Source organism: Bradyrhizobium australafricanum, from assembly GCF_020329495.1.
GTDB lineage: Bacteria > Pseudomonadota > Alphaproteobacteria > Rhizobiales > Xanthobacteraceae > Bradyrhizobium > Bradyrhizobium australafricanum.
Map to the genome: position 1 here is coordinate 1 of NZ_JAGKJL010000116.1, position 13,352 is coordinate 13,352.

The following is a 13,352-nucleotide window of genomic DNA, read 5'->3' on the forward strand; positions in this document are numbered from 1 at the left end:
GGGCCTGGTCGGGGGCCGGCGGCGCGGGCTGGCTCAGGTCGCGGCTCGGGCGCGATGCGTTGCTCTGGTTGAGGGTGGAAAGGCCTTGCTGCAGCAAATTGCCGATGGTGTCGCCAAGCTGCCCGCCGAGCGGGTTGCTCTGGCCGGCGCCGCCGCCCTGGCCGCTGCTGCCGGGCTGCGCGCCGCCCTGCACGCCGTTGAGCAGGTTGGTCAGCCCGTTGAGGCCTTCACTCAGCCCCTGGCCATTCGCCCCGAACAGGCCCTTGCCCATCTCCTTGAGCTTGCCATAGGCCGCCTGCGGATTGTCGAGGATGCCCTGCATCTCCGGATAAATCCGCGGCGATACCCAGGGTCCCTCGACCATCACGGGGATGCCGAGGCCGACCGGATTGCCGGCGCGGCCCTGGCCTTCGGTGGTCATCACGAGCTGCGGCTCGACGCGGAACCCGATCTGGCGGGTGTTGAGGTCGATCGTGCCGACCCCGGTCATCTTCACCAGCGGACCGATCAGATTGAGGTCGGTGGTGACGGCCTGGCCCTTGTCGACCTTGAACGAGGCCGAGAGCTGGCTGAGATCGGTCGACAATTCCTGGCTCTCCTGCCAGCCCGACAAGGTGCTGGTGGTGAGGTTGCGGATCATCTGCGCCAGGTTGAGGCCGAGGATCTTGCCGTCCTGGAACACGACGAAGGCGGTGCCGGCGAGATTGCCGACGATGGCGCGCTCGCTGCCGCCTTGCGAGGTCAGCGCGATCTTGGCCTGCATCTTGCCATCGAGCTTGTCGAACTCGGCAAGGTTCTTCAGCACCGGCAGCGCGCGCACGCCGGCGAGGTCGAGCCGCAGCGCGTAGGTTGGATTCGTAGCTCGCGCGTCGATGGTGACGTCGCCATCGGCGGTGCCCTCATAGGCGCCGAGATTGGCGAACCGGCCCTTCAGCACGCCGCTGTCGATGGACGCATCGACTGCCGCCTGCGTGAAGCGGCCGTCGCCGATCACAAGCTCCGCCGCCGAGATGCGCGCCTGCGCGTCGACATAGTTGAGCCCGGCAAGATCGACCGGCGCGTTGCTCCAGGTGTTGGTGCCGAGTGGCTGCGTGGAGCCGGACTGGCCCGGCGGCATCGCGATCGCAATGCGCTGGAAGTCGAGATCGAGCTTCACCAGCGGCTTGTTGCTGGCGAAATCGACCGACGCCCAGCCGGTGAAGCCGCCATCGCCGAGCGTGCCGGACACGCCGTTGAACATCACCACCGTGCCGTTCAGCCGCGCTTCCGCATTCGCCTTGATCGCCGCGGGCAACAGGCCGGGTGCATCGATGCTGAATTCGGCCGGCACGCTCTGACGCTCCAGCGGTGCTTGCGGCGCGGTGGCGCGGATCTCGAATTTCAGCGGCTTGTCGCCGGCGCGTGCGTCACCCGTGACGACGATCTTGCGGTCGTCGCCGATGGTCGCGTCCGCATTGAGCGTCTCGATCCGGCTCTCGATCCGGTCGCGCACATTGGCGAAGACGATGGTGCCGCCGCTGACGCTGACATGCCGGATCGTGATGCCGCTGCCATCGGACGCGGAGGATTTCGCCGGCGGATTGTGGTCGCGGGTGCGCTCGCGCTGCAGCGGCAGGTTGATCACCGGCTTGACGATCGCAAGGTCGGTGATGTCGGGCCGGCCCGACCACAGGCTCGACAGCGTCATCTCGGTCTCGACGCTGCTTGCCGCGAACCGGTTGTTGACGTCGCGCCCGCGCGGGTCCTGCAACACGACGTCGCTCAGCGTCAGATTGATCTTCGGCCAGAGGCCGATCTTGGCGCCGCCATTGATGGTGAGCTTGTAGCCGGTCTCGCGCTCGACCCGATCGGTGATGGTCGATGTGAGGAACGAGGACGGGATCCCGACCACGGCCACCAATGCGATGATCACGATCACGGCAGCGATGGCGGCCCCGGCGAATTTCAGTGCTCTCATGTCGTTGTTCCAGGCCGGCAAGCGGGGTTCCGTTGCAGAAAGTCACGGCCGATCACACGAGTTTATCCCGCAAGCGGGATCTGGCTCCAATGACCGGAAAAATAATCCGTTACCGCATGAACTTATGTGACCTCTCCCACACTCTTATGAGGGTGATTTTTGCTAACCGGGCGTCAGGGGACTGCTCGGAAGGATTTGGAAGGCAGTACAATGAGCAAACAGGCCGAATTTGCGGTCATTCTGAAGATGAATCCGATGTTCGCCGATCTCGGTGCGGACGAGTTGCAGCGGCTTTCCGGCCTCTGCCACACCCAGCAGCTCGCGACCGGTGAGGTGCTGTTCCAGAAAGGCGATCCCGGCGATGCCCTGTTTGGGGTCCGCCGCGGCCAGATTCGGATCGAGACCGGTGCTTCCGACGGCAGCCGGCTCACACTCAACTTCATGGGATCCGGCGACCTGTTCGGCGAAGTCGCCGTGCTCGACGGTCAGGACCGCACCGCGGATGCGACCGCGGGCGAGCCCAGCGAATTATTCGTGTTGCGGCGGCAGGATTTCCTCGGCTTCCTCGAGCGCGAGCCGAAGGTTGCGGTCAGGCTGATCGAGTTGCTGTGCCAGCGTATCCGCTGGCAGAGCGAGCGGATGGAAGAATCCGTGCTGCAGCCATTGCCGGTTCGCCTCGCACGGCGGCTGTGCGCGCTGGCCGAGGATTTCGGTTCCGAGGTGCACATCTCGCAGGAACAGCTCGGCATCTTCGTCGGCGCCGCGCGCGAAAGCGTCAACCGGCAGCTGCAGACCTGGCGCAAGGACGGCATCGTCGACCTGCAGCGCGGCCGGATCATGCTGCACAACATGACCAAGCTGACGGCGGTCGCCCGCAACGACTAGCGCATTTTCGGCTCTGACTTCGCTCGAAAACCCTCTAAGGCGGACTGCATGCAACGCGCGCGGGAAGATTCAATCCTCTCGCGTGCTTTGCTTGCGGATGTTGACGCACTCCTGCCTAAAAGACGTGCTTGCATGATGAGGCCGGTACCGCTTTCATCCGGCCGCCGGTCCTTGGGGTGACACCCAGCCTTGCTGGCCTCACGCCATCCACCTGCAAACCCCTGCGGTCTCTCCCGTTGATCGCAGGGGTTTTGCATTTCGATAGATGCGTGACACGAAGGTCCTACCGCATCACCACTTCGGGATCGGCCCAGCGCAGATACTGGCGCGGCGCGGCGCCGAGCTCGCGCTTGAACATCGCGGCGAAAGCGCTCGGACTTTCATAGCCGACGTCGAGCGCAACGCAGGTGACGGCCTCGCCGGCGCCGAGCCGCGCCAGCGCTTCGAGCAGCCGCACCCGCTGGCGCCAGGCCGCAAAGCTCTGGCCGGTCTCGCGCCGGAACAGACGCGTCAACGTCCGCCGGCTGAGCTGACAGCGATCGGCCCATTCGTCGAGCGTGAGATCGGAACTCGGATCGACCAGCACGGCCTCGCAGATCGCGGCGAGCCGCGGATCGGGCGGCACCTGCACATGCAGCGACACTTCCGGCATCCTGCCGATCTCGTCGAGCAGGAAATCGACCAGCCTGCCGTCGCGCCCTTCCGGATCGTAACGGGTCGGCATGTGCACCGCTTCTTCCATCAACGCCTCGACCAGCGCGGAGACTTTGATCAGGCGGCATGTCGCCGGAGCATTCCTGATGCGGTCAGGCGTGACATAGATGGTCTGGATCTCGACCTCGCCCCATGCCCGCGACTGGTGCGCGACGCCGGCCGGAATCCACAGGCCGTGGCCGGGCGGCACGACGAAATGGCCGCGCTCGGTCATCATCGAGGTCACGCCCGCGGTCTGCAGGATGAATTGATCGCGTCGGTGCGCGTGCCGCGCGCTGGTGCTTTCGTTCGGATAGGAGGCCGCCATCGCCGCGAGCGGCCGTTCGACCTGTTGCAGCTGTCCGGCATAGTGCGCGGCGGCTGCGGGACCCGATTGCTTGCGGCAAACGCGCAAGCCGGTGGTGTCATTTCGTCGCGCTGCGACTTTCAAGTGTCGTGAGCTCCTGATCGATCGTCGTTTTCGCAGGGTGCTCATGCATCTTCCGGGCCACTTGGCCCGATCGCGATGGTTGTTGTCCCCCTTCAGGTAGCGCGGGATATGGCGTTTGGCAACAATGCCTCACCCCGCGGCATTCGCCGAAATCGAATGTGAGAGCGTGGAGACGGAGAGGTCCGATGAACAGACGCGAATTCACCAAGGCAATGCTGGCCTGCGGTGCAGGCATCCCGTTCGGCATCACGCGGGCGGCGGGCCAGACCCGCGGTGGGACGCTCAACACCATCATCCAGCCCGAGCCGCCGGTCCTGGTGACCGCGCTGAACCAGCAGCAGCCGACCTTGACGCTCGGCGGCAAGATTTACGAAGGCCTGCTGAAATACGGCGCCGATCTCAAGCCGATGCCAGGCATGGCGCAGTCCTGGGAGATTTCGCCCGACGGTCTGACCTATACGTTCAAGCTGTTTCCGGGCATCACCTTCCACGACGGCAAGCCGATGACCTCGGAGGACGTGGTCTTCAGCTGCATGAAGCTGCTGGTGGAGACGCATCCGCGCGCACGGCAAAACTTCGCCCGCGTGGCGTCGGCGGAGGCGCCCGATCCGCTCACCGTCGTGTTCAAATTGAAGCAGCCGTTCGCGCCCTTCATCGGCTGCTTCGATTGCACGTCCGCGCCGATCGTGCCCAAGCATATCTATGACGGCACCGACTACCGCAAGAACCCGGAGAACGACAAGGCGATCGGCACCGGCCCCTTCAAGCTGAAGGAGTGGGTGCGCGGCTCGCATGTTCATCTCGTCCGCCATGACGGCTACTATCAGAAGGACCAGCCCTATCTCGACGAGATCGTCTACCGCGTGATTCCGGATGCGGCCTCGCGCGCGCTGGCGCTCGAGAACGGCACGGTGCAGCTCGTGCAATGGTCCGACGTCGAGTTCTATGACGTGCAGCGCTTCAAGGCGCAGAAGAATCTCGAATTCACCACCAAGGGCTACGAGTATTTCGCGCCGCATCAGTGGCTCGAAATGAACAACCGCATCGCGCCGATGAACGACAAGCGGTTCCGGCAGGCGGTGATGCACCTGATCGATCGCGAGGCGTTCAGCAAGCGGGTCTATTTCGGCAATGCCAAGGTGGCGACCGGACCGATCTCGTCGAAGACGCGATTCTACGATCCGAACGTCAAGCGCTACGAGTTTTCGGTCGACAAGGCCAAGGCCCTGCTCGACGACATGGGACTGAAGCCTGGCGCCAACGGCAAGCGCGCCGAGATCAAGTATATCGTGCCGCCCTATGGCGAGTCCTATCAGCGGGCCGGCGAATTCTTCCGCCAGAGCTTCGCGCGGGTCGGCATCGATCTCGTGCTTGTCGGCACCGACATGGCCGGATGGGCCGAGAAGGTCGGCAACTGGGATTATGAGATGACCCAGAATCTGCTCTACCAGCTCGGCGATCCCGCACTGGGCGTCGCCCGCACCTATATTTCGTCGAACATCAAGAAGGGCATCCTGTTCTCCAACACGCAGGGCTACTCGAATCCCGAAGTCGACAAATTGTTCGAGGAGGCCGCGGTGACGCTCGACGAGGCCAAGCGCCAGGAGCTCTACAGCAAGGTCCAGCAGATCCTGGTCGAGGATGTGCCGGTGGCCTGGACGCTCGAGATCGAATATCCCATCATCTACGACAAGGCGTTCAAGAACATCGTGACGACGGGCATCGGCTCGCACGAAACCTTCGGGTCGGTCTACAAATCGTGACCCGGCTCGGCAGCGCCGCGACGATCGGACTTCAGGCGGTCAGCCGCATCGCCCAACTCGTCGCCGTGATCCTCGTCATCGCGACGTTCAACTTCGTGCTGGTGCGCGCCGCGCCCGGCGATCCGGCCCAGGTCATGGCCGGGCAATCCGGCGCGTCCGATCCAAAACTGCTCGACGACCTGCGCAAGGAATATGGCCTCGACAAGCCGTATTTCGTGCAGCTCGTGAGCCACCTCGGCCGCGTCGTGAGGCTCGATCTCGGCTATTCCTATCGCCAGCGCCGTCCGGTCGTCGATCTGATCCTCGAACGCCTTCCGGCGACGCTGCTGCTGACGGTCACGGCGTTCTGTCTCGCGCTCCTGATCGGCACCGCGCTCGGCGCGCTGGCCGGGCTCGCGGCCGGCAGCGTGCTCGACACGGTGTTCACCGTGCTCTCGCTCGTGCTCTACGCGACGCCGGTATTCTGGCTCGGCCTGATGCTGGTGCTGGTGTTCTCGGTGACGCTCGGCTGGCTGCCGCCGTTCGGCTACGAGACCATCAACGTCCAGCTCTCGCCGGTCGAGCATGCGCTCGACATCATGAAACACATGATCATGCCGGTCACGTCGCTGGCGGCGATCTATCTGGCGATCTATGCCCGGCTGATGCGATCCTCGATCATCGAGGTCGCGCAGCAGGATTTCATCAAGACCGCGCGCGCCAAGGGCTTGTCCGGAACGCGCATCGTGGTCGGCCACATGTTGCGCAATGCGCTGGTGCCGGTCGTCACCGTCGCCGGCATGCAGGCCGGCGCGCTGGTCGGCGGCGCCGTGGTGATCGAGACGGTGTTTGCCTGGCCGGGCCTTGGCCGCTTGACCTTCGAGGCACTGTTGCAGCGCGACTATCCGGTCCTGCTCGGCATCTTTCTGATCCTCTCGATCGTCGTGATCGCGCTCAACCTGCTCACCGACCTGGTCTACCGGTTGATTGATCCCCGCATGACCACGGGAGCGGCGTGATGGACACGGTGCGCGCCTTCCTGCGTCATCCGAGCGGAATGATCGGCCTCGTCCTGCTGCTCGTCGTTGTTGTCGTCGCGATCGTTGCGCCGATCGCGTTTCCGGTCTCGCCCTGGGAGATGGTCGGCGCGCCGTTCACGCCGCCCGGCGAGGACGGATTATGGCTCGGCGGCGATACGCTCGGCCGCGACGTCGCCGCCGGCGTCGCCAATGGCGCACGCGTGTCGCTCCTGATCGGCATCGCCTCGGCGCTCGCGGCGATGGCGATCGGCGTCGCGATCGGCGCGATCTCAGGCTATTTCGGCGGCAAGGTCGATCTGGTGCTGATGCGGATGACGGAATTGTTCCAGACCATTCCAGCCTTCGTGCTGGCCATCCTGCTGGTCGCGACCTTCAATCCGTCGCTGCTCACGATCATCCTGACCATCGGCGCGGTGAGCTGGCCGCCGCTGGCGCGGCTCACGCGCGCCGAATTCCTCCGTCTGCGGCACCGCGAATTCGTCGAGGCCGCGCTGTGCCAGGGCGAAGGCACCTGGCGCATCGTGCTCGGCCATATCCTGCCGAACGCGATCTCGCCGATCCTGGTGGTGACGTCGCTGACGGTTGCCACTGCGATCCTGCTGGAAAGCGCGCTGTCCTTCATGGGGCTCGGCGATCCCAATCTGATGTCGTGGGGCTTCATGATCGGCGCGGGCCGCACCGTGATCCGGAACGCGTGGTGGATGAGCGTGTTTCCCGGCCTCGCCATCCTCGTCACCGTGCTGGCGATCAACCTGTTCGGCGAGGGACTGTCTGATGTCCTCAACCCGCGCGTCTCGAGGCGCCGCTCATGAGCGAAGCCATGCAGTCCGGTGCGCCTGTTCTTGCCGTCGATGGTCTCTCGATCGCGCTCCCCAAGGGCGGTGATCGGCCCTTCGCGGTCGAGAACGTCTCCTTTGAGATCAAGCCAAACGAAGTGGTTTGCCTGGTCGGCGAGTCCGGCTCCGGCAAGTCGATGATCGCGCATGCGGTGCTGTCGCTGTTGCCGCGGGGCGTCGACATCGCGTCCGGCGCCGTGGCGGTCGCAGGGCAGGATCCGTCGAAGCTCGACGGCCGCGCTCTCCGCAAGCTGCGCGGCGGCAACGCCGCGATGATCTTTCAGGAGCCGTTGTCTTCGCTCAATCCGCTGAAGCGCGTCGGCAGGCAGATCGAGGAGATGATCCTGGCGCACCAGCGGCCTGCGCCCTCGGCGACCGAACTCCGCGAGCGGGTGCTGACGCTGCTGACCCAGGTCGGGCTGCCGAATCCGCAGCTTCTCGAAAAGAGCTACCCGTTCGAGCTTTCCGGCGGCCAGCGCCAGCGCGTGATGATCGCGATGGCGATGGCCAATCGTCCCGCGCTCCTGATCGCGGACGAGCCGACCACCGCGCTCGATGTCACGACCCAGCGCCAGATCCTGCGCCTGATCGACGATCTCCGGCGCGAGCGCGGCATGGGCGTGCTGCTGATCACCCATGATTTCGGCGTTGTCGCCGACGTTGCCGACCGCGTCGTGGTGCTGCGCCATGGCAAGGTGGTCGAACAGGGCACCGCCAGCGCGGTGCTTCGCAATCCGCAAGCCGCCTACACGCGCGAACTGATCGACGCGGTTCCAAAGGCGCGCCTTGCCGACATCCACGAGGCCATCCTGCGTCCCGAGCCGCTGCTCGAGGTCATCGGCCTGCAAAAGACCTTTCGGGTCAAGCGCGGCTGGCTGCAGCCGCCACGCGAGGTGATCGCCGCTGATGGCGTCTCGCTGACGCTGCACGAGGGCGAGACGCTTGCGGTGGTCGGTGAATCCGGCTCCGGCAAGTCGACGCTCGGGCGCATGATCATGCGGCTCACCGAACCTGATGCCGGCGCCATCCGCTTTGGCGGCGCGGATTTCCGGCAGCTGCGCGGCGAGGCGTTGCGCCAGGCGCGGCGCCGGCTCCAGATCGTGTTCCAGGATCCGTTTGCCAGTCTCGATCCGCGCCAGAAGGTCGGCGATGCCATCGCGCGCGGACCGATGGCCTATGGCACGTCGCGGGCCGAGGCGATGGCGCAGGCGAACAAGCTCCTGGTGCGGGTCGGCCTGTCGGCGACCGCCGCCGATCGCTATCCGCACGAGTTCTCGGGCGGCCAGCGCCAGCGCATCTGCATCGCGCGGGCGCTGGCGTTGAAGCCGCGGGTTCTGATCGCCGATGAGGCGGTGTCGGCGCTGGATGTCTCGGTGCAGGCCCAGGTGCTGGCGCTGCTCGCCGAGCTGCGCCAGGAGATGCGGCTTGCGATGATCTTCATCACGCACGATTTGCGGATCGCCGCCGAGATCGCCGACCGCGTCATCGTCCTGCAGAAGGGGCGTATCGTGGAGGAAGGCACCACCGCCGAAGTGTTCACCGCGCCGCGCCAGGCCTACACTCGCGATCTGCTCGACGCGATTCCCGGGCGCGATTTCTTCGACCAGCCGGGCTCTGCGGCCGCGGCCGATGCACGCCCCACAGCAAGGATCAATTCATGACCGACAGCCGTTCAGTTCCCCTTCCGGCCGGCGCGCGCGAGCGCATCGAGGCGGCTGTCGACGCCGCCTTCGAGCAGCAACTCGCGACCACGATCGCCTTCTCGTCGATTCCCAGCACGCGCGGCCAGGAAGGTCCGTGCCAGGACATGTTCGCGAAGCTGCTGCGCGAGCGCGGCTATGAGGTCGACGACTGGGTCATCAATCAGGACGAGCTGAAGACGCTGCCCGGCTACGGGCCGGTCGAGACCGATTTCTCCCGCGCGCGGACCGTCGTCGGCACCTATCGGCCGGCGCGCGAGGAGGGACGTTCGCTGATCCTTCAGGGGCATTGCGACGTGGTACCGGTCGGGCCGCTCGAGATGTGGGAGCGGCCGCCGTTCCAGCCGGTGGTCGAGGACGGTTGGCTCTATGGCCGCGGCACCGGCGACATGAAGTCGGGCACCATTGCCGCGCTCTACGCGCTCGATGCGGTGAAGGCCGCGGGCTTTGCGCCGAAGGGCCGCATCCATCTGCAATCCGTGATCGAGGAGGAGAGCACCGGTCTCGGCGCGCTCTCGACGTTGCAGCGAGGTTACCGTGCCGATGCCTGCCTGCTGCCGGAGCCGACCGAGGAACGGCTGATGCGCGCCCAGGTCGGCGTGATCTGGTTTCGCCTCAGGGTTCGCGGAATCCCGGTCCATGTCGCGCGCGCCGGCACCGGCTCCAACGCCATCCGCGCCGCCTATCACCTGATCGGCCATCTCGACGCGCTCGAGGCGGAGTGGAACGAGCGTGCCAAGTCGCATCGCTATTTCGGCGCGGTGCATCACCCGCTCAACTTCAATCCCGGCATCATCAAGGGCGGCGATTGGGCCTCCAGCGTGCCGGCGTGGTGCGACGTCGATTGCCGGATCGGCATCCTGCCGGGATGGAAAATCGCCGACTGCCAGGCCGAGATCGTCGAGTGCGTGACCAAGGCTGCCAGGGCCCATCCGTTCCTCGCCAACAATCCGCCAGAGATCGTCTGGTCCGGCTTCCTGTCGCCGGGCTATGAAGCGACCGAGGTGCAGGAGAGCGAGGCGGTCCTCGGCTCGGTCTACGAGCATGTGTTCGGGCGCAAGCTGACGGATTTTCCCTCGACCGCGCTGACGGATGCGCGCTTCTATGGCCTGGATTATGGTGTTCCCGCATTCTGCTTCGGCGCCAGGATGGAGAACGCGCACGGCTTCAATGAACGGGTCCAGCTCGATTCGCTGAAGAAGGTGACCAAGGCCTACACCCTCTTCGTCGCGAGCTGGTGCGGCATCGACGCGGTATAGAGCATGATCCGGAAAAGTGCGAAGCGATTTTCCGACAAGATCATGCTCAACGAATTGAGACAGACCAAACGGGAGGTTCGCTATGGGTGACCAGAGTGCGGGCGGCAAGCCGCCGGTCAAATCGCAGGAGGATCTTCGTGCGCATTTCGGGCAATTGAGCCCGCTCGCCGAGAAAAAGGTGCTCTACCATCTCGACAGGTTCTGCCGCGACTTCATCGCGCTGTCGCCGTTCCTCGTCATCGCCTCCAGCGACGGCAAAGGTCATGCCGACGCCAGCCCGCGCGGCGATGCGCCGGGCTTCGTCTCCGTGCTCGACGACAAGACGCTGCTGATCCCGGATCGGCGCGGCAACAACCGGGTCGATACGTTCGGCAATATCATCGCGTCACCCGGGATCGGGCTGATCTTCATGGTGCCCGGCATCAACGAGACGCTGCGCGTCAACGGGCGCGCCGAGATCTCGCAGGAGGTCGATCTGTTGACGCCGCTGACGGTGCAGAACGTCACGCCGATCATCGGGCTCAAGGTGCATGTCGACGAGACCTACTTCCACTGCGGCAAGGCGCTGATGCGCTCGAAGCTCTGGAATCCCGCCGCGCAGGTCGAGCGCCACAGCTTTCCGACGCTCGGCCGAATCATCGCCGAGCAGACCGCCGCGATCGAGGTCGAGGTCGCCGAGAAGGCGATGGAAGAGGCCTATCGGACGCGGCTGTATTAGAGCGCGACGAGGCTAAGGATGTGTACCTATAAGTCCATCCTCCCCAACGGCGTCCGCATTGCCGTCAGAAGCGGACAAGAGAGGCGTGCTTGGTCATATTGGCTAAGGCCCAGGAGCAGACCCGCTCCATCAATCCGTTTGAATGAGGTCGCCGATCGAAATAATTCCATCCGAGAGAACCTCGGCCCGCACGCCGCCTCGATCGCGATAAGCCTCCGCAAATCCCATCTTGCCAGTGACTGCGGACGGGAGATGGCATGGCCTTGTCGGTTCGGAGCCGCGCAGGCGCACGGCGCCGATGCGGAATTCCTTGCCCAGCAATCCATAGACGTCGATACCGTCGACGACGATGTTACGTCGCGTTTCATTCACTTCGAAGGGAATGAGACCGCGCTGGACCAACTCTCTATTTGCGGCCTCGATGGCTTCGCAGGCGATCAGGGAAACATGGCGTGCTGCCACGCGCGGCAATTTCGAGTAAGAGCCCTCACCACGTTCGTATCGATCCCCTTCCAGCCCGCGACCGGCAAAAACCCGCGCTGAGGTGCACGTCTGCATGGGCTGTCCAATGGCGGAGGCGACAAACAGACCAACAACGCACGCCATGGCCAACCTCCTGTGATTGATGCACATGTTCCCCGGAAGGACGGCCATCCGAGTTCCATCGTGGCATTCGCGGTAGTCCCGCATCCCCACGCCGGGGGTGAGTTCGGCGTTGAAACTGCCCTGAAGGCGTCATAAGCAGAAGAGGGAATTTGCTACTACCTACATTAGGATTGGCGATGGCAAAGGCCTCCAACTGGGAAGCTCGCATCGGCCGGCGCATACGTCTGCACGACCTGCACGCGTTCGCGACCGTGATTCAATCTGGGAGTATATCCAAGGCGGCTGTGAAGCTCGGCGTTACCCAGTCGGCGATATCGCAGATGGTTGCGGATCTCGAAGCCGCCCTGCAGGTTCGACTGCTCGACCGCAGCACCCGTGGTGTCGCATCCACGGTGTTTGGGGACGTTCTCCTCCGACGGAGCCGCGCGGCCCTCGACGAGTTGCGTCATGGAATGGAGGAAATTTCATTCCTCAGCAATCAAACGACGGGCGAGGTGCGCGTCGGTTGTCCCGAGTCCATTTCGTCTGCCGTGTTGCCGCGGATCGCCAATCTGTTCTTCCGGCAATACCCGCGCGCCGTTCTTGACGTCGAGCACATTAATCTCGGTCGGCTGTCGCTTCTCCTCGACCGCAAGATCGACCTCGTGATCGCCCGGGGCAACCGCAATTTTGGCGCGCCGGAGATTCCAGATGAAGTCGATGTCAGAACACTGTTCGAGGACGAGCTTGTTGTCGCCGCAGGGCCGAACAACCGCTGGTTCAATCGTCGCAAAATTGAACTTGCCGACATCGTACACGAACGCTGGATCCTGACCGAGCCAGGGATATGGAATCACTCGGTGGTCACGGAGGCCTTCGCGGCACAGGGACTTGAGGTGCCCAACATCAGCATGCGAACGCTCTCGGTGCATATGCGGACCCAACTGATCGCGACGGGGGATTTCATCACCACATTGCCGCGCTCGGTATTGCACCTGTACGCCGAACGCTATTCGCTAAAAGCGCTGCCGGTCGACCTCCCCGCCCGACCCTGGCCTGTGTCAATCATCACCCTGAAGAACCGTTCATTGAGTCCGATCGTGCACCGCTTCATCCGGTGCGCCGAGGACGTCGCAAAGCAGATGGATGCCCGCCCGCGCTTGCGTCAGTCGCGTTAGTCGATGTCCGCTTCGGGTCTTGGCCGTGTAAAAACGGCTTCAAAGGGCGCTGGTCCGGAAGACAGGAACCGCGCCTGTCTCAGGCCGCGATCGCAACGATCAGTGGCTTGGTCCCGACGATGTTCATGACCCGTGTCAGATTATAGGCCAAGACCGAGAGTGCCATCTCAGCCGCTACTTTTGGGACCGTTTTGGTGAGGAAGTGTGTCGCCCCCATGCGGGCCTTCATCGTGCCGAACGGATGCTCAACTGTTTCTCGACGTTGACGCATGGCTTGTGGGTTCGCATCAAGGCGCTGCTGCACAGCT

12 protein-coding genes are annotated in these 13,352 nt (G+C 64.4%); 8 read left to right on the forward strand and 4 right to left on the reverse strand.

The genetic code is table 11. The features are described from left to right. Positions 1-1,957 (reverse strand): AsmA family protein (locus tag J6525_RS44420; protein WP_225649374.1); only part of this gene is annotated, 1,957 nt, incomplete at its 3' end. Between the two features lie 210 nt (positions 1,958-2,167). Here J6525_RS44420 and J6525_RS44425 point away from each other — a divergent pair. Then, positions 2,168-2,842: a Crp/Fnr family transcriptional regulator gene (locus J6525_RS44425; protein ID WP_057021095.1), complete on the forward strand. Its 675-nt coding sequence runs from the start codon at positions 2,168-2,170 to the stop codon at positions 2,840-2,842. Positions 2,843-3,125: 283 nt separating this feature from the next. Here the strand turns inward: J6525_RS44425 and J6525_RS44430 are convergent, their stop codons facing one another. Further along, positions 3,126-3,986: an AraC family transcriptional regulator gene (locus tag J6525_RS44430; protein ID WP_028335183.1), complete on the reverse strand. Its 861-nt coding sequence runs from the start codon at positions 3,984-3,986 to the stop codon at positions 3,126-3,128. Positions 3,987-4,171: 185 nt separating this feature from the next. Here J6525_RS44430 and J6525_RS44435 point away from each other — a divergent pair, with 185 nt between their 5' ends. The 6 genes from J6525_RS44435 to J6525_RS44460 all read left to right on the forward strand — a co-directional run bounded on the left by J6525_RS44435 (position 4,172) and on the right by J6525_RS44460 (position 11,281). After that, on the forward strand, positions 4,172-5,749 hold the full coding sequence (locus J6525_RS44435) for an ABC transporter substrate-binding protein (RefSeq protein ID WP_225649375.1): 1,578 nt from the start codon (positions 4,172-4,174) through the stop codon (positions 5,747-5,749). Further along, the gene (locus tag J6525_RS44440; protein WP_225649376.1) at positions 5,746-6,747 is read left to right on the forward strand and encodes an ABC transporter permease; all 1,002 of its coding nucleotides are present in this window, start codon (positions 5,746-5,748) and stop codon (positions 6,745-6,747) included. Before J6525_RS44435 ends, J6525_RS44440 begins: the two co-directional genes overlap by 4 nt. Then, positions 6,747-7,580: an ABC transporter permease gene (locus tag J6525_RS44445; RefSeq protein ID WP_225649377.1), complete on the forward strand. Its 834-nt coding sequence runs from the start codon at positions 6,747-6,749 to the stop codon at positions 7,578-7,580. Before J6525_RS44440 ends, J6525_RS44445 begins: the two co-directional genes overlap by 1 nt. Continuing rightward, the gene (locus J6525_RS44450; protein WP_225649378.1) at positions 7,577-9,265 is read left to right on the forward strand and encodes a dipeptide ABC transporter ATP-binding protein; all 1,689 of its coding nucleotides are present in this window, start codon (positions 7,577-7,579) and stop codon (positions 9,263-9,265) included. Before J6525_RS44445 ends, J6525_RS44450 begins: the two co-directional genes overlap by 4 nt. Then, positions 9,262-10,563, forward strand: a complete 1,302-nt coding sequence (locus J6525_RS44455; protein ID WP_225649379.1) for an ArgE/DapE family deacylase — start codon at positions 9,262-9,264, stop codon at positions 10,561-10,563. Before J6525_RS44450 ends, J6525_RS44455 begins: the two co-directional genes overlap by 4 nt. An 82-nt stretch (positions 10,564-10,645) precedes the next feature. Then, positions 10,646-11,281, forward strand: a complete 636-nt coding sequence (locus J6525_RS44460) for a pyridoxamine 5'-phosphate oxidase family protein (protein WP_225649380.1) — start codon at positions 10,646-10,648, stop codon at positions 11,279-11,281. A 129-nt stretch (positions 11,282-11,410) separates the two neighbouring features. On the opposite strand, the gene J6525_RS44465 is transcribed toward J6525_RS44460, so the two are convergent. Further along, on the reverse strand, positions 11,411-11,887 hold the full coding sequence (locus tag J6525_RS44465; protein ID WP_176937239.1) for an MOSC domain-containing protein: 477 nt from the start codon (positions 11,885-11,887) through the stop codon (positions 11,411-11,413). Between the two features lie 176 nt (positions 11,888-12,063). Here J6525_RS44465 and J6525_RS44470 point away from each other — a divergent pair, with 176 nt between their 5' ends. Continuing rightward, positions 12,064-13,044, forward strand: a complete 981-nt coding sequence (locus tag J6525_RS44470; protein WP_092089988.1) for a LysR family transcriptional regulator — start codon at positions 12,064-12,066, stop codon at positions 13,042-13,044. A gap of 79 nt (positions 13,045-13,123) precedes the next feature. On the opposite strand, the gene J6525_RS44475 is transcribed toward J6525_RS44470, so the two are convergent. Beyond that, positions 13,124-13,352, reverse strand: a 229-nt coding sequence (locus tag J6525_RS44475; RefSeq protein WP_225649381.1) for a transposase, incomplete at its 5' end; no start/stop codon positions are given.

What these genes read in the sequence shown, in the direction of transcription:
- J6525_RS44455 (WP_225649379.1), top strand. Translation starts at nt 9,262, where the DNA reads ATGACCGACAGCCGTTCAGTTCCCCTTCCGGCCGGCGCGCGCGAGCGC.
- J6525_RS44435 (WP_225649375.1), top strand. Translation starts at nt 4,172, where the DNA reads ATGAACAGACGCGAATTCACCAAGGCAATGCTGGCCTGCGGTGCAGGC.
- J6525_RS44445 (WP_225649377.1), top strand. Translation starts at nt 6,747, where the DNA reads ATGGACACGGTGCGCGCCTTCCTGCGTCATCCGAGCGGAATGATCGGC.
- J6525_RS44460 (WP_225649380.1), top strand. Translation starts at nt 10,646, where the DNA reads ATGGGTGACCAGAGTGCGGGCGGCAAGCCGCCGGTCAAATCGCAGGAG.
- J6525_RS44470 (WP_092089988.1), top strand. Translation starts at nt 12,064, where the DNA reads ATGGCAAAGGCCTCCAACTGGGAAGCTCGCATCGGCCGGCGCATACGT.
- J6525_RS44425 (WP_057021095.1), top strand. Translation starts at nt 2,168, where the DNA reads ATGAGCAAACAGGCCGAATTTGCGGTCATTCTGAAGATGAATCCGATG.
- J6525_RS44465 (WP_176937239.1), bottom strand. Translation starts at nt 11,887, where the DNA reads ATGGCGTGCGTTGTTGGTCTGTTTGTCGCCTCCGCCATTGGACAGCCC.
- J6525_RS44450 (WP_225649378.1), top strand. Translation starts at nt 7,577, where the DNA reads ATGAGCGAAGCCATGCAGTCCGGTGCGCCTGTTCTTGCCGTCGATGGT.